Annotated in this window: 21 protein-coding genes; 8 read left to right on the top strand and 13 right to left on the bottom strand. The window is 71.6% G+C overall.

Features of this window, described 5'->3' with window-relative positions:
* Positions 1-93: 93 nt before the first annotated feature.
* Positions 94-558, bottom strand: a complete 465-nt coding sequence (locus Q0P88_RS00995) for a MarR family winged helix-turn-helix transcriptional regulator (protein WP_295010423.1) — start codon at positions 556-558, stop codon at positions 94-96.
* A gap of 102 nt (positions 559-660) precedes the next feature.
* Here Q0P88_RS00995 and Q0P88_RS00990 point away from each other — a divergent pair, with 102 nt between their 5' ends.
* Together Q0P88_RS00990 and Q0P88_RS00985 are read left to right on the top strand one after the other, a co-directional pair.
* Positions 661-1,815: a hypothetical protein gene (locus tag Q0P88_RS00990; protein ID WP_295010422.1), complete on the top strand. Its 1,155-nt coding sequence runs from the start codon at positions 661-663 to the stop codon at positions 1,813-1,815.
* Positions 1,816-1,919: 104 nt separating this feature from the next.
* Complete coding sequence (locus tag Q0P88_RS00985) at positions 1,920-2,750, top strand: DUF1206 domain-containing protein (RefSeq protein WP_295010421.1); 831 nt, start codon at positions 1,920-1,922, stop codon at positions 2,748-2,750.
* A gap of 11 nt (positions 2,751-2,761) precedes the next feature.
* On the opposite strand, the gene Q0P88_RS00980 is transcribed toward Q0P88_RS00985, so the two are convergent.
* Positions 2,762-3,409, bottom strand: a complete 648-nt coding sequence (locus Q0P88_RS00980) for a DUF1345 domain-containing protein (protein ID WP_295010420.1) — start codon at positions 3,407-3,409, stop codon at positions 2,762-2,764.
* Positions 3,410-3,589: 180 nt separating this feature from the next.
* On the opposite strand from Q0P88_RS00980, the gene Q0P88_RS00975 reads away from it, so the two are divergent.
* Positions 3,590-4,249, top strand: coding sequence for a hypothetical protein (locus Q0P88_RS00975; RefSeq protein ID WP_295010419.1), 660 nt, complete (start codon positions 3,590-3,592; stop codon positions 4,247-4,249).
* An 81-nt stretch (positions 4,250-4,330) separates the two neighbouring features.
* Positions 4,331-4,717: a UBP-type zinc finger domain-containing protein gene (locus tag Q0P88_RS00970; RefSeq protein WP_295010418.1), complete on the top strand. Its 387-nt coding sequence runs from the start codon at positions 4,331-4,333 to the stop codon at positions 4,715-4,717.
* A gap of 28 nt (positions 4,718-4,745) precedes the next feature.
* Here the strand turns inward: Q0P88_RS00970 and Q0P88_RS00965 are convergent, their stop codons facing one another.
* The 3 genes from Q0P88_RS00965 to Q0P88_RS00955 are packed head-to-tail and all read right to left on the bottom strand — an operon-like array spanning position 4,746 to position 9,287.
* Positions 4,746-7,007, bottom strand: a complete 2,262-nt coding sequence (locus Q0P88_RS00965; RefSeq protein WP_295010417.1) for a cation-translocating P-type ATPase — start codon at positions 7,005-7,007, stop codon at positions 4,746-4,748.
* Positions 6,973-9,069, bottom strand: a complete 2,097-nt coding sequence (locus Q0P88_RS00960; protein ID WP_295010416.1) for a cytochrome c oxidase assembly protein — start codon at positions 9,067-9,069, stop codon at positions 6,973-6,975. The genes Q0P88_RS00965 and Q0P88_RS00960 overlap by 35 nt, the downstream gene beginning before the upstream one ends.
* Complete coding sequence (locus tag Q0P88_RS00955; RefSeq protein ID WP_295010415.1) at positions 9,066-9,287, bottom strand: cation transporter; 222 nt, start codon at positions 9,285-9,287, stop codon at positions 9,066-9,068. The genes Q0P88_RS00960 and Q0P88_RS00955 overlap by 4 nt, the downstream gene beginning before the upstream one ends.
* A gap of 109 nt (positions 9,288-9,396) precedes the next feature.
* On the opposite strand from Q0P88_RS00955, the gene Q0P88_RS00950 reads away from it, so the two are divergent.
* Entirely contained in the window at positions 9,397-9,762 is a 366-nt protein-coding gene (locus Q0P88_RS00950) for a BlaI/MecI/CopY family transcriptional regulator (protein ID WP_295010414.1), read from the top strand.
* Positions 9,725-10,594: a M56 family metallopeptidase gene (locus Q0P88_RS00945; protein ID WP_295010413.1), complete on the top strand. Its 870-nt coding sequence runs from the start codon at positions 9,725-9,727 to the stop codon at positions 10,592-10,594. The genes Q0P88_RS00950 and Q0P88_RS00945 overlap by 38 nt, the downstream gene beginning before the upstream one ends.
* Before the next feature lie 178 nt (positions 10,595-10,772).
* On the opposite strand, the gene Q0P88_RS00940 is transcribed toward Q0P88_RS00945, so the two are convergent.
* Positions 10,773-11,372 (bottom strand): DUF5134 domain-containing protein, encoded by a 600-nt coding sequence (locus tag Q0P88_RS00940; RefSeq protein ID WP_295010412.1) that lies wholly within the window; start codon positions 11,370-11,372, stop codon positions 10,773-10,775.
* Between the two features lie 57 nt (positions 11,373-11,429).
* Between Q0P88_RS00940 and Q0P88_RS00935 the strand changes: the two genes are divergently transcribed.
* Together Q0P88_RS00935 and Q0P88_RS00930 are read left to right on the top strand one after the other, a co-directional pair.
* Positions 11,430-12,887: a PepSY domain-containing protein gene (locus Q0P88_RS00935; protein WP_295010411.1), complete on the top strand. Its 1,458-nt coding sequence runs from the start codon at positions 11,430-11,432 to the stop codon at positions 12,885-12,887.
* Between the two features lie 307 nt (positions 12,888-13,194).
* Positions 13,195-13,623: a MarR family winged helix-turn-helix transcriptional regulator gene (locus Q0P88_RS00930; protein WP_295010410.1), complete on the top strand. Its 429-nt coding sequence runs from the start codon at positions 13,195-13,197 to the stop codon at positions 13,621-13,623.
* A gap of 23 nt (positions 13,624-13,646) precedes the next feature.
* On the opposite strand, the gene Q0P88_RS00925 is transcribed toward Q0P88_RS00930, so the two are convergent.
* The 7 genes from Q0P88_RS00925 to Q0P88_RS00895 all read right to left on the bottom strand — a co-directional run.
* The gene (locus Q0P88_RS00925) at positions 13,647-14,381 is read right to left on the bottom strand and encodes an ABC transporter permease (protein WP_295010409.1); all 735 of its coding nucleotides are present in this window, start codon (positions 14,379-14,381) and stop codon (positions 13,647-13,649) included.
* Positions 14,378-15,148, bottom strand: coding sequence for an ABC transporter ATP-binding protein (locus Q0P88_RS00920; RefSeq protein WP_295010408.1), 771 nt, complete (start codon positions 15,146-15,148; stop codon positions 14,378-14,380). The genes Q0P88_RS00925 and Q0P88_RS00920 overlap by 4 nt, the downstream gene beginning before the upstream one ends.
* Positions 15,149-15,340: 192 nt before the next feature.
* On the bottom strand, positions 15,341-15,928 hold the full coding sequence (locus Q0P88_RS00915; protein WP_295010407.1) for a TetR family transcriptional regulator: 588 nt from the start codon (positions 15,926-15,928) through the stop codon (positions 15,341-15,343).
* A 24-nt stretch (positions 15,929-15,952) separates the two neighbouring features.
* The gene (locus Q0P88_RS00910; protein ID WP_295010406.1) at positions 15,953-17,455 is read right to left on the bottom strand and encodes an L-serine ammonia-lyase, iron-sulfur-dependent, subunit alpha; all 1,503 of its coding nucleotides are present in this window, start codon (positions 17,453-17,455) and stop codon (positions 15,953-15,955) included.
* An 87-nt stretch (positions 17,456-17,542) separates the two neighbouring features.
* Complete coding sequence (locus Q0P88_RS00905; protein ID WP_295010405.1) at positions 17,543-19,099, bottom strand: cell wall metabolism sensor histidine kinase WalK; 1,557 nt, start codon at positions 19,097-19,099, stop codon at positions 17,543-17,545.
* Positions 19,096-19,881 carry a response regulator transcription factor gene (locus Q0P88_RS00900; RefSeq protein WP_295010404.1) on the bottom strand — a complete coding sequence of 262 codons (786 nt, stop codon included), beginning with the start codon at positions 19,879-19,881 and terminating at the stop codon, positions 19,096-19,098. The genes Q0P88_RS00905 and Q0P88_RS00900 overlap by 4 nt, the downstream gene beginning before the upstream one ends.
* Positions 19,882-20,108: 227 nt before the next feature.
* A partial coding sequence (locus Q0P88_RS00895; RefSeq protein WP_295010403.1) for an Ig-like domain-containing protein occupies positions 20,109-20,754 on the bottom strand: 646 nt, incomplete at its 5' end.

Below are 20,754 nucleotides of genomic sequence, written 5' to 3'. Positions count from 1 at the left end.
CGGCGTCGCCGCTCCTCGTCGGCGAGACGGCGGGCGCGGAGGACGCGGATCCGCCCGGTGCGGAGGTGCAGCCGACCTCCGGTCCGGCGCGGCTCAGGCCTCGGGGCCGGAGTTGTAGCGATCGAGGACGTCGGCGAAGCGCTCGATGTCGGCCGTCGTCCACTCGCGCATGCGGCGGTCCGTGACGGCCCGCATCGCCCCCGCCTGGGCCGCGAGCAGTTCCCGCCCGCGGGTCGAGAGGCGCAGCGGCTGACCCCTCCGGCTGACCGCGTCGTCGCCGGCGGGGACCTCCTCGATGAGCCCCGCGTCGAGAAGGGCGGCGGTCTGCCGCGAGGCCGTGGAGCGGTTGAACCCGAAGTACTCGGCGATGTCGACGACGCGCGCACCGGGATGGTCCGCGAGCATGCGCAGCAGGGTCTGATCGACGTGGGAGAGCGTTCCGGCCGCGGGGCGGTTGCGCGCCGATCCGCGCCGCGCGACCACGCTCAGCCCGCCGTGCACGCGGGCCAGGGCGGCATCCCGCTCCGCCGAGGGATCGGTGGGATCGTCGGGGCTCATCCCCGGATTCTAGACGTCTTCGTTGCTTTATGCAACGAAGTGTTATGATGCTTATTGCAACAGTTGCTTTGTGCAACATCGCCGATCCGTCGAAAGAGCACGATGACGACCACTCCCCTCCGCACGACCCCGTCCACTGCGACACCGTCCCCTGCGGCCCTGCCCACGGCAGTCCTGCCGCCCGCGACCGTCCTCGCTCCGACCCGCGCGACCGCCCACCGCCGTCGCGGCTTCGGCGTCCCGGATGCGGCGACCTGGCGCTCGATCGGGTCGCACCTGCTCATCCCGCTGTTCCTCGCGATCGGGATGGCATTCGCCTACCTCGGCGCGTTCCACGCCCCAAGCGCGCACGACCTCCCCGTCGCCGTCGTCGGCACCTCCCCGGAGACCGCGGTGTTCGCGCAGACCCTCAACGACAAGGGCGACGGCGCGGTCGCCGTGCGCACGGTGGCCGACGCCGCGCAGGCGAAGGCGCAGATCGAGGATCAGAAGATCCTCGCGGCGTACGAGACCGGCACCCAGGGCGCGACCCTGTACGTCTCGCACGCCGCATCCGAGGCGGGAGCGGCGGCGGCGCAGAGCATCTTCCTGCCGATCGCGTACCAGCAGCACCTTCCGGTCGACGTCGTGGACGTGCGCCCCGGCACGGCCCAGGACCCCGGCGGCCAGACCCTGTTCTTCCTGCTCGTGGCGTTGAGCGTCGGCGCCTATGCGAGCGCCGTCGCGATCGCCGCGGCCACGGCGAAGCTGCGCGCCGCGTGGCGCCTCGGCATCGGCGCCGTCGTCTCCCTCGCCCTCTCCGGGATCGCCGTCGTCATCACGGGCGGCGTCTACCGGGCGCTCAACGGCGGCGAATGGAACATCTGGCTCCTCGGCGCGCTCTACGTCTTCGGCATCGTCTCGATCGGCATCGGGCTGCACCCGATCCTCGGAAAGTGGACGACGCCGACCCTCACCGCCCTGTTCGTGATGCTCAACTTCACGAGCTCCGGCGGGGTCTACCCCGCCTCCCTGTCCCCTTGGTTCTTCGCCGGTCTGCACTCCTTCTGGAACGGCGCCGCGTGGCTCGAAGCCGCTCGCGACCTCACCTACTTCCCCGACCAGAGCATCGGATTCGCCGCGCTGCGCCTCGCCCTGTGGGCTGCGGCCGGGGTGACGCTGGTCATGGTCGGCGCGGCGCTCGAGCGCTCGCGGCGGGTCGTCGCCGAGGCGACCAGGGACGCCCGGGAAGCGGAGACCGACCTCGTCGCGGCCTGAGCCGCCGGCGCCGAAGACGCGACGACCGCGAGCCCGACGACCTCGGGCCGACGACCTCAACCGCACGCCGGACCACTCCCGCCGCCAGGCGATAGCCTGCTCGGATGACGACCGGCGACGATGCGACGGACAAGGCGAAGGATGCGGCACGGACGGTGCGGCGTTCGCCGGTGCTCCGACGTACCGCGCGGGCCGGGTTCGCGGTGCTGGGCCTGCTGCACGTCGTGATCGGCGCGACCGCGATCTCGGTCGCGGTCCGCGGCGGATCCGGCGGGGCGAAGGCCGACCAGACCGGCGCGATGGAGCAGATCCGCCAGAGTGCCGTCGGCGGCCTCGTGCTCGGCGCGATCGCGGTGGCTCTGCTCGCCCTCGCGGTGTGGCAGATCGCCGACGCATTCCTCACCCGCGCACCGAAGGGCACGACGACGTGGGGCCGTCGGCTGAAAGGGCTCGGCATCGCCGTCGTCTACCTCGCGCTCGCCACGACCGCGCTCGTCTTCGCCGTCGGAGGGCGCACCGACTCGTCCCGGACGTCGCAGACGCTGAGTTCACGGATCCTCTCGGCCCCCGGAGGGGTGTTCCTGCTCGTGGTGGTCGGCCTGTCCGTGATCGCAATCGGCGTCGGATTCGCCTTCGGCGCGGTCACCCGGTCGTTCACCAGAGAGCTGACGCTTCCGTCCGGCGCGGCCCGGATCGGCATCCTCGCCTTCGGGACGGTCGGCTACGCGGCCAAGGGGATCGCGGTGGGCGCGACCGGCGTCTTCGTGGTCGTTGCCGCGCTCACGCACGATCCGCAGAAGGCCGCGGGGCTGGACGCGGCTCTCCGATCCCTCGCGGGACTCCCGTTCGGTCGCGCGCTGCTGTACGCCGTCGGCGCCGGTCTCATCGTGTACGGCCTGTTCTGCGTCGTGCGGGCCCGGTACGCGCGGATGTGAGGCGGCGGACGTCAGGAGGCGATCGCCGAGACGACGAGATTGATCGTCGTCGCGAGCACCACCGTGCCGAAGAGGTAGGACAGCAGCGTGTGCCGGAGGACCACGGCGCGGATCGCCCTGCTCGACACGCTCGTGTCGGACACCTGGTACGTCATGCCCAGGTTGTAGCTGAAGTAGAAGAAGTCCTGGAAGGTGGGCGGCTCGTCGTCATTGAAGTCGATGCCGCCCTGCGCCGCGAAGTACTCGCGGGCGTAACGGCTCGCGTACATGAGGTGCAAGCTCGCCCAGGCGAGGAGGGCGCCGAGGAACGAGAGCACCGAGGTGAGCGCGTGGTCGCTCCCCTTCCCGAAGAGCAGGAGCAGGACGATGCTCACGAGACCCGCGACCGCGAAGCCGACGACCGCGATCTCGTCCATCCGCGCGTGCGCGCCGTCCCGCCGCGACGTGCGCTCCGTCGCCGCCGAGTCCATCCGCCACAGGCCGATCCAGCCCACGACGACGAACAGGGCCTCCGCGAGCGCGATGCCGAGGAGCAGGCCGTGACCCGCGTCGCGGAACACGGCGAACACCGCCCCCGCGACGGCGCCGATCAGCACGCAGACGAGCAGGCGCGCGGACGCGCCCGCGAGGAAGGGGCTGCCTGGGGGCTGCGTGGTCACGATCCTCGATCCTTTCGATCCCGGCCGATCCGGCGGTGAGTTCCAGCGTAGGTGCGGAGGCGGGGGTCGCGCGACGACGACGCACGCCGTCCCCGAAGCCGCAAAGCCGGGCGCCCGGCCCGGGGAAAGGCGCGGCGCTCTACGCTGAGAGGGACAGACCGCCTGGACCGAAGGATCGCCGTGCCCGCCGATACGCCCCCCTCACCGCGCGTCGAGGCGACCCGCAGCTCGAACCGGTCGCGGATCGTGACGATGGCGCGCATCCTGCTGCCGACCTGGAACGGGTCGCTGAGCGAACTGCGCGCACAGCTCCAGCGCGAGGCGGGCTTCGCCGAGGGACCGTTCCGGACGCTGTTCCCGGACGACCGCGATCTGCTCCAGGCGGTCGACCACGCCCTCCTCGAGGAGTGCGCCCAACGCGTGCGCTCGGCGGCGGAGGCGTTCGACCCGGACGCGCATTCCGGAGAGGCGCCCGAGGTCGCCCTCTCGGTCGCGCTCGCCCAGGCGTATCCGTTGGATTGGAGCTCTCTCACGATCCGGCTGCGCGAACGCCTTCTCGCCGCATCGACGGGAGCCCGCAGCGAGGACGTCCTCGAAGCGGAGCGCGCGTTCCTGCCCGCGCTGCTCGACGCGTTCGAGCTGCTCCTGGGGCGGATCGGCCGGCGCTTCGCCTGGCAGCCCACGCTCGCGGTGCGAGTCCTCATCCTCACCTACGAGCGCTCCTTCGAATCGTGGATCATGTCGGGCGGCAACGAGCAGTCCTTCGCCCGATCCAGCTACGTGCAGCAGACGCTGCCGGAGCTGCTGCTCGGCGTCAGCGAGCCCGTCGCCGCGGAGTGATCGCGCGCCGCCGCCGCTTCCGGCGCGCTCTCCCTCTGCGTGCTCTCCTCCGGCGCGCCGCGGAGTCGTAGACTCGGCCGCATGAGCGACGAGGCCAGGATCCCCGAGGACGTCCTCGCAGAGGCGCCCCTCCCCTCGGGCACCGGATGCGAGGAGTGCGACGCCGACAATGGATGGTGGTTCCACCTCCGGCGATGCGTCGAATGCGGGCACATCGGCTGCTGCGACGACTCGCTGGGCCGTCATGCGACCGGGCACTACCGCACCACCGGCCATCGCTATCTGCGCAGCTTCGAGCCCGGAGAGAACTGGTTCTGGGACTACCGGGACGAGCGGCCGGTCGCGGGCGGGATCCTGCCGCCGCCCGAGCACCATCCCCTCGACCAGCCCACGCCGGGGCCCGCGGGGCGCGTCCCCGGGGACTGGCAGCGGATCCTCCTGGCAGCGCGCGAGTCCCGCGGGGAGTGAGGCGCAGCGATTCCCGCGGCGTAGCGCGTCAGCGCGAGTGGAGCCGCACGGACCGCAGCCGCAGGCTGTTCCACACCACGAACACCGACGACAGCGACATCGCCGCAGCGGAGATCAGCGGGTTGAGCAGGCCGGCGGCCGCGATCGGGATCGCCGCGACGTTGTAGGCGAAGGCCCAGACGAGGTTCGCGCGGATCGTGCGCAGCGTGCGCTGCGCGAGGGCGATCGCGTCGGCGACAACGGTCAGGTCGTCGCGGACCAGGACGATGTCCGCGGAGCGGATCGCGATGTCGGTCCCCTCGACGACCGCCATGCCCAGGTCGGCCGTCGCGAGCGCCGCCGCGTCGTTGATGCCGTCGCCGACCATCGCCACTCGGTGCCCGCGCCGCTGGAGGGTCTCGATCACTCCCGCCTTGTTGGTGGGGAGCACGCCGGCGCGGATGTCGTCTATGCCGAGCTCCCGCCCGACGCGGTGCGCGGCCGCCGGGCTGTCCCCGGTCAGGAGCACCGTGGCCAACCCCATCTCCCGCAGACGATCGGTCAGGGCACGGGCGCTCGCGCGGACGTCGTCCGCGACCGTGAACACGCCGATGAGTCGCCCCTCCTCGACGACGTAGATCGAGGTGGATCCCGTGTCGCGTGCCTTCTCGACCGCGGGCGCGGCCCAGCCGGGGACCGTCGCGCCGACCAGATCGAGCAGCGCCTCGCCCCCCACCGCGACCTCTCTCCTCCCGAGGACGGCCCGGGCGCCCCGCCCCGGCAGCGTGCGGAAGTCGGACGCCTCGGGAAGGTCGGCGACGTGCGACTCGGCGTAGACGCGGATCGCGTCGGCGACCGGGTGCTCCGATCCCGCCTCGACCGCGGCGGCGAGACGGATCACCCTGTCCCGCTGGGCCTCGTCGTCGACGTCGAGACCCCCGACGCGCAGAACGCTGAGGGTGAGGGTGCCGGTCTTGTCGAGCACGACCGTGTCGATCCGACCCGACGCCTCCAGCGCCGCCTGTCCCTTGATGAGGATGCCGAGCTGTGCGCCGCGCCCGATGCCCACCATGAGCGCCGTGGGCGTGGCGAGTCCGAGCGCGCAGGGGCACGCGATGATCAGCACGGAGATGCCGACGCCGATGGCGTGCGACGCGGAGGCCCCGCCGAACAGCCAGGCCGCAGCGACGAGCACGGCGAGCACGATGACGGCGGGGACGAACCACCGGACCACTCGGTCCACGAGGGTCTGGACTCGCGCCTTGGACGCCTGCGCCTGCTCGGCCATGGCGGTCATCTGGGCGAGCTGGGTGTGCGCGCCGACCGCCGAGGCCCGGAACACGAGACGCCCGTCCGTGCTGAGCGAGCCGGTGGACACCGTGTCCCCGGTCGTGAGATCGCGGGGGACGGGCTCTCCGCTGATCGTGCTGGTGTCGACCGATGCGCGCCCCTCGACGATGACCCCGTCGGCCGGGATCGTCTCGCCCGCGCGGACGACGACGAGATCCCCGGGGCGCAGAGCCGCCGCCGGGACCACGACCTCGATGTCGTCCCGGATCACCCGTGCACTGTCGGGCGCGAGCGCGGCGAGGGCGTCGAGCACGTCCCCCGCCCGTCGTCGCGAACGCGTCTCGAAGTAGCGGCCCGCAAGCTGGAACGTCGTCATGCCCGCCGCGACGTCGAGGTAGATGGAGCTGGCGCCCGCCGGCGTCGCCCCGTACCCGATCCAATAGCTGCCGGCGCCCTCGCCCATCAGCGCCGTCGCACAGGCCCAGCCGAAGGACACGACGATGCCGAGCGACACGAGGGTGTCCATCGTGACCGCACCGTGCCGGAGATTGCGCAGGGTCGCGCGATGGAACGGCCACGCCGCCCAGGTCACGATCGGCACCGCGAGCGCGATGCACAGCAGCTCCCATCCGGGGAAGCGGAATCGCGGGACCAGGGCGAGCACGAGCGTGAGGTCCATGAGGGGGAACGCGAACACCGCAGCGACGAGCAGCCGGCGGCGCAGCGACCCGATCCGGTCGAGGGCGGCTCGACGAGACCATTCGTCGTCTCCGTCGGCCCGCACGGCGGCGTCGTATCCGGCCTTTCGGACCGCGGCCAGCGCGCGCTCCGCGCCGTCGGGACCGAGGCCCGAGACGATGGCCCTTTCGGTGGCGTAGTTCACCGTCGCGGAGGCGCCGTCGAGCTTGTTCAGCGCACGTTCGACCCGGCCTGCGCAGGCAGCGCAGGTCATCCCGCCGATCGACAGCTCGATCGGGGCGACCGGCTCACGCGTCGGTGCGATCGGCGCGGGTGCGCTCATCGGAGTCCTCCTGTGTCTCGACGCTGCTGCCGCCGCCGACGGTGGCGGGACGGCGTCGGTGGGATCGGGATTCGAGCTCGCGCAGCATCCGGTTGTACGCCTCGAAGTCGTCGTCGAGCCCCGCGTCCATGTGTCGGTCCTTGCGTCGTCCCTCGCGCTGATCCTGCCGCGCCCACTGGATCCCGAGGGCCGTGACGACGATGAGGAGCGGGATCTCGCCGCCGGCCCACGCGATGCCGCCCCCGACGTACTGGATGCCCATGAGGTCGTGGAGCCAGGGCGCGGCGACGGTCTCGTAGAAGTTCTCGGCGATCGGCGAGGCGGCCGTCATGAGGATGACGCCGAAGAAGGCATGGAACGGCATCGCGGCGAGCGTGAAGCCGAGCTTGCCGATCGGCGGCAGGGGGCGCGGCGGGCGGTCGACGCCGATGATGAGCGCGAAGAAGAGATAGCCGACCGCGAGGAACTCGAGGTCCATCGCCCGGTGCGCCCAGTGGAAGCGGATGAAGCTCTCGAAGAGCGGGGTGAAGTACAGCACGTAGTAGGTCGCGATATAGACGACGAAGACGCGCAGCGGATGGAACACCATGCGCATGCCCGACCAGTGCAGGGCGGCGGTGAGCCACTCGTGCGGCCCCGCCGCCGCGTGCCGGGAAGCCGGCCGGGTCGCCCGCAGGAGCAGCGTCACCACCCCGCCGAGGACGAGGAACACCGGCGCGAGCATGTTGAGCGTCATATGCGCCCCCATGTGCACGGCGAAGCTCGCCCCGGCGTACTTGCCGACTCCCGAGCTCGTCGCGACGACCACGATCGTCCAGCCGAGGATCCAGGAGACGGTGCGCCCGACGGGCCACGCGTCGCCGCGGCGTCGCAGCCGGGCCACGGCGAGCAGGTAGAGCGCGGAGGCGGCGAGCGCGATCCCCAGGAAGAGCAGGTTGGGGCGCCACTGCAGTGCGAGCACGACGATCGACGGAGCATCGGGGAGGTCGTAACCGAAGAACAGCTGCTGCACGCTCGTCGGCGTGAAGTACATCGGCGGCGGCACGCGCAGCATCGCCGCGGTCAGGCCCGCGAACGCCGAAGCGAGGAGCGCGAGCACGGCGAGCACCGTGCAGACCGTTCGGTCGGTGAGGGAGCGACGGCGCGCGCGGGCGACGAGCAGGACGACCCCGACCGCGAGCGTCACGCCCGCCCGAGCGGCGATCAGCGCCGCCGTGGGGTTGCCCGCCGCAGGGCCCGCGAGCTTGAAGGCGGCGAGGACGATGTCGGAGCCGACGATCAGGATCCAGCAGCCGGCCGCGACCGACCAGGCGCGCGCGATCGTGACCGGGCGGAGCAGGCGTCCGCTCGCCGCGCGCAGCGCGAGGACCACGACCGAGCCGAACAGCACCGCAGCCGCGAGGGTCTGGAACGTGGCGGCATCGGATCCGAAGTCGTGGTCGGGGCCGACGAGCACCTGGCCGACGACGACGGGCGTCAGCAGGCCGAGGGCCGTCAGTGCGGCGGGCACGAGCAATCCCGTCCAGGTGCGGGCGAACTGGATCCACACCGTCACGACGAGCGCGAGCAGGAAGACCACGATCCAGGCGCCCGGGAGATAGGTGTTCTGGATCAGGTACGCCAGACCCCCCGGGATGAGCAGGCGCGACAGCGGCGCGCCGTTCGCGTCGGTTGCGTCGATCGGCACCATCGCGGCGGCGAGGAGGCACCAGGCGAACGCCGCGTTGCGCGCGAGCCGCCATTCCGGCTGCTCGTCGAGCGACCACCGATCCCGCCCCGGCCGCGCGACGAGGAACAGGAGGACGAAGATCGCTCCTGCCGTCACCCATCCCGCCAGATCCGTCGCCGTGCGCATCCCCGCAGCGATGAGCACGTCCAGGGACCCGGGGTAGCCCCGCAGCAGCTTGTCGAACCAGGTGTCGCCCGCGAGGGCGGCGGTCAGCAGTGCGGGAACGAAGGCGAGGAGGAGACCTCCGGCCACGACGAAGAGGGTGAGCCCCCCGTTGCGGCGAAGGGACGGCTGCTCGTAGCCGCGGAGCTCGGCGGAGGCCGTCGTGCTCACGCCGTGACGCGGTAACCGGCGTCCGCGATCGCGGCCGAGGCCGCCGTGACGTCGAACGTCCCGTGGTGCTCGACCTCGGCGGTGCCCGCCCCGAGGTCGACGCGCACGGACCGCACGCCGGGCAGCGCCGACACCGCATCGTGCACCGAGGAGACGCAGTGGCCGCAGGTCATCCCCTCGATCGTCAGGGTATGGGCGGCGACGTCCGACGTGGTCATGAAAGCCTTCCTTCCGAACGGGAGATCCGCAGTTCTCTACCGCATGTAGTCTAAGCCGATCGAGGACACCTCTTCGACATCTCGTAGAATCGAGGCGGAGGTCGAGCACATGGCTGGAATCAGGACCCGCAATCGAGGGGAGCTCGAGGCCGCGATCCTTCGCGTGCTCCGCGCATCCGCCTCGCCGCTGAACGCGAACGAGATCCGCGACGCCGTCGCCGGTGAGACGCCGGCGCCGACCACCGTGCTCACGGCGCTCGACCGCCTCTACGACAAGGGCGAGGTCGTCCGCCACCAGGAATCCCCGCGCAAGGTCCGGTTCTCGGCGACGCAGACCGCCGCCGAGAGCACGAGCGCGAGCATGATGCAGGCGCTCTCTGCGAACGAGGATCGACGGGCGGTGCTGCTCAAGTTCGTCGGCGACCTCGACGAGGGCGATGCCGCCCTCCTGCGCGCAGCCCTGGACCCGCGGTGACGACGTGGTCATCGTCGCCTTCCTCGCGCTCGCGCTCGCGCTGATCTGGTCCGCCCCTCGGGCGCTCACCCGCGGGCACTGGCAGGTGCGCCACCCCCGCCTCGCGCTCGCACTCTGGCACCTCGCGTTCCTCGCAGGAGCGGGAGCGGCGGTCACCGCGATCGCCCTGGCCGTCGCGGACACCCTCGCGGTGACGAGCGCGCACGCGGCGGAAGCGGTCGTCGCGACCGTCCTCGGATGGATCGCCCTGGCCGGTGTCGGGGGGATCATCATGGCGGTCGCCGCGGGCGGCGACGGTGTGGGTACCGCCTCGCGGATGAATCGCGGCGCGCTGCTCGCGCTCCCCCACTCCGCCAGAGCACTGGATCCGCGCACCGAGCTCCGCGTGTGCGACGCCGCCGATCCGATCGCCTGCTCGATCCCGGATCGACGCGACACGGTGCTCGTCACGACCGGCCTCATCGGTGTGCTCACCCCGGCGCAGCTGAGAGCGGTCGTCGCCCACGAACGCGCGCATCTGCGCCAGAAGCACCACTGGGCACTCCGGCTCGCGGATCTCAACCAGGCCTGCCTGCCTCGCAGCAGGGCGGCCCGTGAGCTGCGGCGGGCCACCGGACTGCTCGTCGAGCTCATCGCCGACGACAGCGCTGCCCGCTCGTCGGGCGCCGTGCACCTCGCCAACGCGTTGACCCGGGTCGGCGCGGCGACGGGCGACGAGCTCACACAGCTCCGCGCGGAACGCCTCCAGGGCCACGCGTGGCGCCCGGCGCGCCTGCTCCCGCCCGTCTCGACGGTCTTCGTGGACGCCGTGCAGCAGGCCCACGCGCACTGATCCGTTCGCGGTTGCGCGGAACGGCTCGGGCCGTGGCACCACCGTAACCGCCCCCGAGCCGCCCTTCGACGCCGGGACGCCCGAGCGGGCGGGCACCGAGCTCACGGCACTGTCCCGGGACTTCCTGGCGCCGCTCGTCGAGGAGCTGCGGGCTCCGGGCCGGGACCGCGCCTGAAGCTCAGGCGTTCATCAGCCAGAGCATCGCGGCCATCCCGGCGCCCATCAGCAGATGACAGGACGCATGCAGGCGGTGGCCGCGGACTCGGACGAGCTGCACGGCCCACCACAGCGCCACGGCCAGGCAGAGGACGATGAAAACCCCATTGACCACATCGGCCCAGACGGGGGTGGGCGTCGGCTCCGCCATCGCCATGCCGCCGTGGTGCGCGGCGTGGCCGCCTCCGGACATCGGCATGTCCGACATGAGCAGGGGCATCGCGGCGAGCATCCAGATCATCGCGGCGTCGAGCACGACGTGTCCGGCGAGCGAGATGCGCGCCGCCCCATCCCGGCTCGTCCGGAACGCGGGGACGAGCGCCAGCGCGAAGACGGCGAACAGCGCGACCTGCGCCCAGGTGACGGCGTCGATCACCATGACCCAGAGCATGAGGATCATGGCCGCGCTCATGACGAGGTGCGTGATGTCGATCACGGCGTCGTCGGAGACGCCGCTCTGCGTCCGCGGTCGCCCGCGCCGCACGATCAGCTCCCGGGCGCACACCGCACCCGTGAAGACGAAGAGCAGGGTCAGGACGATGTTCCACGGCGCGTCGATCACGAGGCGAGTTTAGTACTACATTATGTAGAACAAAATTCATCCGTCCAGGAGAACCCGATGACCAGCACCGAGACCGCCCCCGAAACGAGCCCGGCCGCCGATGATCCGCACCCGGGGGATCGCCCCGCATCGCCACGGAGACGCCGCACCAATTGGTACGGCGCACTCTGGCGATGGCACTTCTATGGTGCCATCCTCGTCGTCCCCGTACTGTTCGTCCTGGCCGTGAGCGGCATGACCTACATGTTCCGCGCCCAGGTCGACGCGTTCACGCACCCGGGCGTGCTCACGGTCTCGCAGCCGGCGGGTGCGACGAGGGCGCCGCTGTCCGCACAGGAGGAGGTCGTGCGCACCGCGTTCCCGGATCGGCCGATCCTCTCGGTCGTCGACCACGTCGGCGACCGCGCGACCGTGTTCGTGACCCAGCGCGCGGACGGCGAGAGCGTGAACGTCTACGTGGATCCGTACCGCGAGAAGGTGACCGGCGCGCTGACGGCGGACCAGCTCGTCTCGGACTGGGCGGAGCGCATCCACGGCGACCTCCTCATCGGCACCGATGGCGTCGGCGACCGGATCGTCGAACTCGGCGCGAGCTGGGCGATCGTGCTCACCATCACCGGGTTCCTCATCTTCTTCCTGGGACGCAGGACCCGTCGGACGGCTCGGCAGAAGGGCATCCGGGGCAGCCGGCTGCGGGGACTCCACGCGATCGTCGGGCTCCCGGTCGGCCTCGGAATCCTGATGCTGGTCGTCTCCGGCCTGCCCTGGACCGGGGTGTGGGGCTCCGTCGCGCAGCAGGTGGCATCGGGCGGGAACGTCTCCCTGTGGGGACAGGACCCCGGCGCGGAGTCCAAGATCGACACGCTGATCGAGAAGACGAACGGCACGAGCGCCGAAGCAGGCTGGGCGATCGGCAACGGACCGCAGGGCGAGAGCACCGCTGCCGGCACGCACAGCATCTCCATCGATGCCGCGACGACCGCCGCGCGCACCGCGGGGGCGCTGCCGCCCTTCACCGTGATCTACCCCGACGGCGAGAAGGGGGTCTTCAGCGTCATGGCGAGCCAGTGGTCGGACAACGGCAACCCCGCCGAGTCCGAGGTGAGCCTGGAGAAGACGGTCCACGTCGACCGGTACAGCGGCGAGGTCGTGCGCGAGTACAGCTACGCCGACTACACCCTCCCGGCCAAGATCGTGTCGCAGGGCATCGCGATCCACGAGGGTCGGCGGCTCGGGCCGGTGAACACCGTGCTGTCGACGCTGTTCTGCGTGGCCGTCATGTTCCTGTGCGTGTCCGCGCCGATCATGTGGTGGACGCGACGCGGGACCGCGTCCGGCATGGCCGCGCCGCGTGCCGCGCTGCCGATCTGGGGCAACGGGATCATCATCGCCGCCCTCGTCGTCCTCGGGGTCTTCCTCCCGCTCTTCGGGCTCTCGGTGCTGATCATCCTCGCGTTGGACCAGCTGCTGATCCGCCGCATCCCCCGGCTCAAGAAGTTCTTCACGAGCGCCTGACGAGACGCGTCCGATTTATTTCTACGTCGTGTAGTAGTCTTGATCTCGACAACAGAACATGCGGCGGCCCGGTCGTCACACGGGCCCGCCGCACTCTATGAATCTCCCCAGTCCGTTATCAAACCGTTGCCGTCGTGACCTCCCTGTTATACAGTGATCGCACGGTGAAAGTTTGCTGTGGCTCTCATCGCATGTGATTGCAGGACACTCTTGGTGCAAGGGACAAGGGCCGGCCGGAAGCCTCTCCGACCGGCCCTTACTGCACCCGGCAGGACGCCGTGTCGGCGCAGACGGATATCCTGAGGCGATGAGCGATCGGAAGCTGGCCGTCGAGGCCTGGGAGAGCCTCTTCCGCGCGCAGCACGAGCTCTTCACCGAGATGTCGGGCGACTTCGACGGCACCGACCTCGCTCCGGCCGAGTACGACGTCCTGCTCACGGTGACCCGGTGCGACAGCGGCACCGCCCGCCTGCGCGACGTCACGGCGAACATGCTCATCAGCCAGCCCAGCGTCTCCCGTCTCGTCGACCGCATGGTGGCGCGAGGGCTGCTCGAGAAGTGCCCGGATCCGGCGGACAAGCGCGGATCCCTCGTCCACGCGACCGAACACGGCACGAAGGCGTTCCGCCAGATCGCGACCGTCCACGGGCGTACGATCGCCGAGCGCATGTCCCGCCTGGACGACGATGAGCTGCGTGCTCTCGCCGCGCTGACGGAGAAGCTCCGCGGCGGCTGACGGGTGCCGTGCCCCGTGGCTGCTCAGGGCGTGCGCCTGCGCAGGGTGAGCGGCGCGAGGATCAGGAACGCGACGGCGAACGCGGCGACGATGAGCACCGGCCGCCAGAGATCCCAGCCCTCCGTCCCGGCGGTCACCGCCTGGATCGCGTCGATCGCATGACTGAGCGGCAGCACGTCCGAGATCGTGTGGAGCACGTCCGGCATCCTGTCCCTCGGCATGAAGAGCCCTCCGAGGATGATCTGCGGGAACACGAGCACCGGCATGAACTGCACGGCCTGGAACTCGGTCTGCGCGAACGCGCTGGCCAGCAGGCCCAAGGAGGTGCCCAGCAGGGCGTCGATGACCGCGACCAGCCCGAGCTGCCAGAGCGGTCCGTCGACGCTCAGCCCGCACACGGCCACCGCGAACGCGACCGTCACGACCGCCTGCAGCACGGCCATCAGCCCGAACGCGAGCGCATAGCCGAGCACGAAGTCCGCCTTGCCGAGCGGCGTGGTCATGAGGCGTTCCAACGTGCCGGAGCGACGCTCCCGCAGGGTCGTGATCGAACTGACGAGGAACATCACGATGAACGGGAACAGTGCCAGGATCGCGCCGCCGAATCGGTCGAACACGCCTTTCTCGTCGGTGAACAGCCAGGCGAACAGGCCCACGAGCAGACTCGGCGCGATCACCATGAGGGCGATCGAACGCGGATCGTGCCTCAGCTGAGCCAGCACCCGCCGGGCGGTCGCGAACGTCCGCCGCGGGTTCATGATCCAGCCTCCGTCCGACGTTCGCGTCGGGTTGTCCGATGCTCCGGCGCAACCTCGGCATCCCGCGCGATGAGGGCGAGGAACGCGCGCTCGGGATCCGTGGTCCCCGTGTCCTGGAGGAGCCGGGCCGGTGTCGTAGCGGCGACGATCCTGCCCTCACGGAGCAGGATCAGTCGGTCGCAGCGGAGGGCCTCGTCCATGACGTGACTCGACACGAGCATCGTCGTGCCGGCGTCCGCGATCGCGCGGAACAGCGCCCACAGCTCCGCGCGGAGCACGGGATCCAGCCCCACGGTCGGCTCGTCCAGGACGACGAGCTCGGGGTCGCCGAGCAGCGCGACCCCGAGCGACACCCGATTCGCCTGGCCGCCGCTCAGCGCCCCGACCGTCTGACCGGCGAACGGCGTCAACCCCACCCGATCCATGACGCGCTCGGCCTCGTCCTTGCCGGCGCCGATCACCGTCGCGAAGTAGCGCAGGTTCTGCCGCACGGACAGATCCGGATAGACCGCGGCGCCCTGCGTCCCGTACGCGACGCGGCGGCGCAACGACGCGGATCCGGCTCGCTCGCCCAGCACGTCCACGCGCCCCCCGCGCACACGTTGCACGCCCACGATCGCGCGCAGGAGCGTCGTCTTGCCGCAGCCCGACGGACCGAGCAGGCCCGTCACCTGCCCGCGCGGGATGGCGAGATCCAGACCGGCGAACACGTCGTGCCGGCCGCGGCGCACCCGCAGCCCCTCGACCGTCACCGCATTATTCATCATGCGATGAATTATCTGCCGGCCGGACAAGGGGGTCAAGGGCACGACGCGAGTCGTACCGTTCTCAGGTCGGACTGTCACCGGGCGGGCCCATCGGCACCGATGGCCCGGAAGAGCGCGAACCGTCCTGGGAACGGTCCGGGCCGCACGGAGCACCGAGACGGGGCGCCGTGGGGCCAGCGAAGCCGCACGGGGTCAGTCGAAGAGGTAGCGCTGCAGCGTCGGGCCGATGCGCGCGACCAGCTCCTCGATCGGGGCCTCGGCGATGGCCGGCAGGCGTACGACGTAGCGGGTGAGCAGCAGCCCGGCCATCTGCGAGGCGACGAGATTGGCCCGCAACGAGGCGTCGGGGACGTCGAGCGCTCCCGCGATGCGGCCCAGCAGCTCGCGCGAGAGGAAACCGACGAGCGGCTGCGCCATGAGCTTCGACCCCACCGCCACCCGGATCATCGTGACCCCGCGCCGGCGCACGTCCGGCTGCTCGAACGCCTGCAGCACGTAGCGCAGCAGCCGCTCGCCCACCCCGTCGCGCGGCCCCTCCAGGATCCGCGGCACCTCGACGTCAGGGCGCAGCGGAATGCCGATCACCTCGGCGAACAGATCGGCCTTGGTGCCGAAGTAGTGGTGCACGAGGGCGGGATCGACGCCCGCGCGAGCGGCGATCGCGCGGATCGTGGCGCTGTCGTAGCCGTGCTCACCGAACTCGTGCTCGGCGGCCGCGACGATGCGCTCGCGTGCGCCGGACTCCCCCTTGGGCCGCCCGCGTCGCCTCGTCGTGGTCATGGTCCCCGTCCCGGCTCCGACGGCTCAGCACTCGATGACGTTGACCGCGAGTCCGCCCTCGCTGGTCTCCTTGTACTTGGTCGACATGTCGAGCCCCGTCTGACGCATGGTCTCGACGACCGCGTCGAGGGAGACGTAGTGCTCTCCGTCGCCGCGCAGCGCGAGCCGTGCCGCGGTCACGGCGGTCGAGGCGGCGATCGCATTGCGCTCGATGCACGGGATCTGCACGAGCCCGCCGATCGGATCGCAGGTGAGCCCGAGGTGGTGCTCCATCGCGATCTCGGCCGCGTTCTCGATCTGCCGGTTCGTCCCGCCCATGACCGCGGTCAGCCCGCCCGCCGCCATCGCGCATGCGGATCCGACCTCGGCCTGACATCCGCCCTCGGCCCCCGAGATCGACGCATTCGCCTTGAAGAGCGATCCCAGCGCGGTCGCGGTGAGCAGGAACCGGCGGATCCCGCGGCGGCGGTTGGCCTCGGCGAGCGCGTCCGGATCCTCGATCGCGCCGACCGCGACGAGCGAGGCCTCCGCGCCGAAGCCCAGCAGCGCGCTGCCCACGAGCTCGCCGTACGGCGTGACCGCGTTGCCGGCACCGAGTCCCGAGTCGGCGAGGAAGCGCCACCAGTACATCGCGACCGCGGGAAGGATGCCGGCCGCGCCGTTCGTCGGCGCGGTGACGACCCGGCCTCCCGCGGCGTTCTCCTCGTTCACGGCGAGCGCGAACGCACCCAGCCACTCGCCGGGGATAGCCGGATGCCCCTCCGACTCCACCTCGTCGAGCTGCGCGCGCATCGCGCCGGCGCGACGCTTGACCTTGAGGATCCCGGGCAGGGTGCCCTCGGCGTGCAGGCCCGCGTCGACGCACGCCGACATCGCGTCCCAGATCGCGTCGAGGCCGGCGGCGACCTCCTCCTCGTCGCGCAGCGCGGTCTCGTTGCGGCGGGCGAGCTCGGCGATCGTCAGATTGTTCTCGTCGCACTGCGCGAGCAGGGAGGCCGCGTCGGCGTAGGCGAACGGGAAGGCGGCGGCGTCCAGGGTGCGCCCCGGATCGTCGCCGTCGCGACGGATGAAGCCGCCTCCGATCGAGAAGTACGTCTCCTGGGCCAGATGGATCCCGTCGGCGTCGAGGGCGCGGAGGGTCATCGCGTTGGGGTGGCCGGGCAGGCGCGTGCGCGGCTCGAGCGTGATGTCGTCCTTCGCGAAGACGATCTCGTGCGTGCCGTCGAGGGCCAGCGCCGATCCGTCGACCCAGTCCACCCAGGCGCGACGCACGTCGGCCGGATCGCACGTCTCCGGCGCGAGTCCGCGCAGCCCGGCGACGACCGCATCGGGCGTGCCGTGCCCGAGCCCGGTGGCCCCGAGCGAGCCGTACAGCGAGCACGTCACGCGCGCGACGCGATCCAGCACGCCGCTCGCCGCGAGACGCCGGGCGAAGTCGAGACCCGCACGCATCGGGCCGACGGTATGGGAGCTGGAGGGCCCCACGCCGATGGAGAAGAGATCGAAGGCCGAGACGTACGCTGACACCTGTCCAGGGTAGTCCGCCGGACGGGGCGGCTCCCGGTTCCCGCGTCGTTTCCCTCGACGTCGCGGCGCGTGAGCGGGGCTCCGGGGTCAGGATCCGTCGCTCTCGTCCCGCTCTGTCGTTCCGGCACTGTCGGCGGCGGTCGGCAGCGTCACGAGGAAGACCGCGCCGCGTCCCGACCCGACCGCGATCGTGCCGCCGTGCGCCTCGACGACCGCGCGTGCGATCGCCATGCCCAGGCCGGTTCCACCGCCCTCGCGGGAGCGCGAGGTCTCACCGCGGGCGAAGCGCTCGAACACCGTGTCGCGGACGGCCTCAGGCAGCCCCGGCCCATCGTCCGCGACCGTGAGACGGATCGCGGCCACCTCCCGGTCCGCCTCACCCCCGGCGCCCGGGACGTCGGCGGGCGCAGGGACCGGATCGAGGCGGATCCGTACCGTCGTTCCTGAAGGCGTGTGCAGACGGGCGTTCGCGAGCAGATTGTCGACGACGCGGCGGAGGTCGCCGGCGTCGCCGCGGACCACGGCGGGGGCGTCGCCGAGTTCCATCGTCCAGGTGTGCTCCGGTCCGGCCAGACGTGCCGAGAGCACGGCCTCCGCGACGAGCAGGCGCAGATCGACGTCCTCGCGCGCCACCTCCGGCAGCGCGTCGAGCCGGGCGAGCAGGAGCAGCTGATCGATGAGAGCGCCCATTCGCACGCCTTCGACGTCGATGAGGGCGGCATGCCCCTGGACCTCTCCGGCGTCCGCACCGGGGCGCCCCGACAGCTGTGCGTAGGCCCGGATCGTGGCTAGGGGCGTGCGCAGCTCGTGACTCGCGTCGGCGACGAAGCGTCGCATGGTCGACTCGCTCTGCTCGCGCAACGAGAGCGCCTGCTCGACGTGGTTCAGCAGGTCGTTGAGGGCCGTGCCGACCTGACCGACCTCCGTCGTGGATGCGATGTCCTTCGCCTCCACCCGTTGCGCGAGCCTGACCTCGCCGCGATCCAGCGGCACGGCCGTCACCGCGGCCGCGGTTCCGGCCACCCGGCGCAGCGGCCGCAGCGTCCTGCCCATCGCGAAGGCCGCGGCCACGACGGCGAGCGCGATGCACACGATCCCGACCAGCGTGACGACGAGCAGCAGCCGCCCTGTCGCGGCCTCGACCGAGTCGAGCGGCAGTCCCGTCACGACGACCGCCCCGGTCGAGGCGGTCCGCGCGACGACCCGGTACGCGCCGAGGGATCCGCCCAGGTCGATCGTGGTGGGCCGCGCATCCGCTCCCTCCGCGCTCGGCAGGCGGGCGGCGAGGCTGCTCTGCTGCGCCGCGCTCAGATCGTGCCGCACGCCATCGGCCGCGATCCATCCGCCGACCGTGAAGGAGCCGTCTCGGAAGACCGCGGTGACGGTGCCGGGGAACTGCCCGGGGGCGCCGACGACGTCGTCGCGGGCGGGCGGCGTCGACCCGGAGTCGGGGCGCCCGGGGAAGGAGCCGTCGACGATCTCCGCCCCCCGGTGAGCGGCGCCGTCGACGCGGTTGTCGAGCTGGCCGAGCAGATACTCGTTCAACGACACGACGGCGAGCACGCCGACGACGATGCTCACCGCCGCGACGAGTGCGGACGCGATGAGCACGACCTGCAGCCGCAGGCTGCGCGCGTGCTTCATGAGCCCCCGTCCCCGACCCGCAGCACGTATCCGACGAGGCGGACGGTCTCCAGGGTCAGCACCGCGCTGGCTGCCAGCTTGCGCCGCAGGCTCGAGACGTAGACCTCGACGAGGTTCGACTCCGCGCCGAAGTCGTAGCCCCAGACCGCCTCGAGGATCTGCGAGCGGCGCAGCACCCGCCCGGCGTTGTTGGCCATCAGGAGCAGCAGCTCGAACTCGGTCGGCGTGAGCTCGAGCGCCTGTCCGCCCAGCGCGGCGGTGGCCTGGGGCTTGTCCAGCGCGAGATCGCCGACGCGGAGGACGGCCGCCTCCGGCCGCCCGATCGCCGAAGCGGTCCGCGCGAGCACCCGCACCCGCGCCTGAAGTTCGGCGACGGCGAACGGTTTCGTGAGGTAGTCGTCGCCCCCGGCACGCAGTCCGGCGATCCGGTCGTCGTGCCCGTCGAGCGCGGTGAGGAAGAGCACGCGGATCTCGGGCCGGATCGCGCGGATCCGGTCGAGCGTTTCGAGTCCGTCGATGTCCGGCATCATGATGTCGAGCACGACGACATCGGGCTGGAACTCGCGCACCGCGATGAGCGCATTGCGCCCCCGATGCTCGACCCGCACCTCCCAGCCGTCGGCGCGGAGCGAGCCTCCGACGGCTCCTGCGAGGGCCTGCTCGTCGTCGACCACGAGCGCCCGAGCGGGCGAGCCGTCGGCCCGGGCCAGCGGCGGCAGGCCGAGCGGTCCGGCGGCGGCGTCGTGTCGCTCCGTCGATTGCGGGTTCTGCGGATCGGCCACGCTGCTCCCCTCGTCCGTCCCTCGTCCGTGCCTCATGCGGACCCGTGCGCCCATGCTCCGAAGTGCAGGACGTGTCCGTCGTGGCTTCCATTCTGCGCCGCGCGGGCGGCCAGCGCTGTGACGCGGCTATGCGACGTCTAAGGATCCCGATCCCGTGGGCGGCTCCGGTCGACGGACGAGGGCCGGGTGCGCTCTCGCGCACCCGGCCCTGAGGGGTCAGTCAGGCCTCAGTCGGCGGTCCTGCTCCGGCGTCGGCGGATCACGAGGAGCCACGCGCCGCCCGCGAGCAGCACGACTCCGACGAGCACCGCGGGCCAGGCCAGCGCCCCGCCGGTGATCGCGAGCGCCGGTGCCGCGGGGACCGTGACCGTCAGCTTCGCGACAGCCCTGCTGCCGTCCACGCCGGCGACGGAGTACGTGATGCTCGACGTGCCGGAGAACCCGGGCACCGGGGTGAACGTGATCGTGCCGTCCGGGTGGGCCACGTAGGTGCCCTCGTTCGGCACGGTCACGGTCGTCACGAGCGCACCCGACGTCGGATCCACGAGACGGACCGAGCTGGGGTCGATCGGGGTGGAGCCGGGCTTGTCGTTCCCGATCACGTCGACCGTGACCACCGCTCCCGGCGTTCCCGTCTTGCTGTCGTCCTGCGCCGTCGGCGGGGTGCCCACGACGATGGTGAGGATCGCGTCGCTCGTCCCTCCATCGATGTCGACGATCCGGTAGGGCACGGTCACCGTCCCGGAATAGCCGGTCACCGGCGTGAAGGTCACCTTCCCGGTCGCGGGATCGACCGCGAAGGAGCCCACGTCCGCCACCTTCAGGTCGGTCACCGGGTTGCGTCCGGCGTCGAGCAGACGGGTCTTCGTGGCG

This window comes from uncultured Microbacterium sp., from assembly GCF_945952435.1.
Classification (GTDB): Bacteria; Actinomycetota; Actinomycetes; order Actinomycetales; family Microbacteriaceae; genus Microbacterium.
This window is presented reverse-complemented; position numbering and strand designations above follow the sequence as displayed.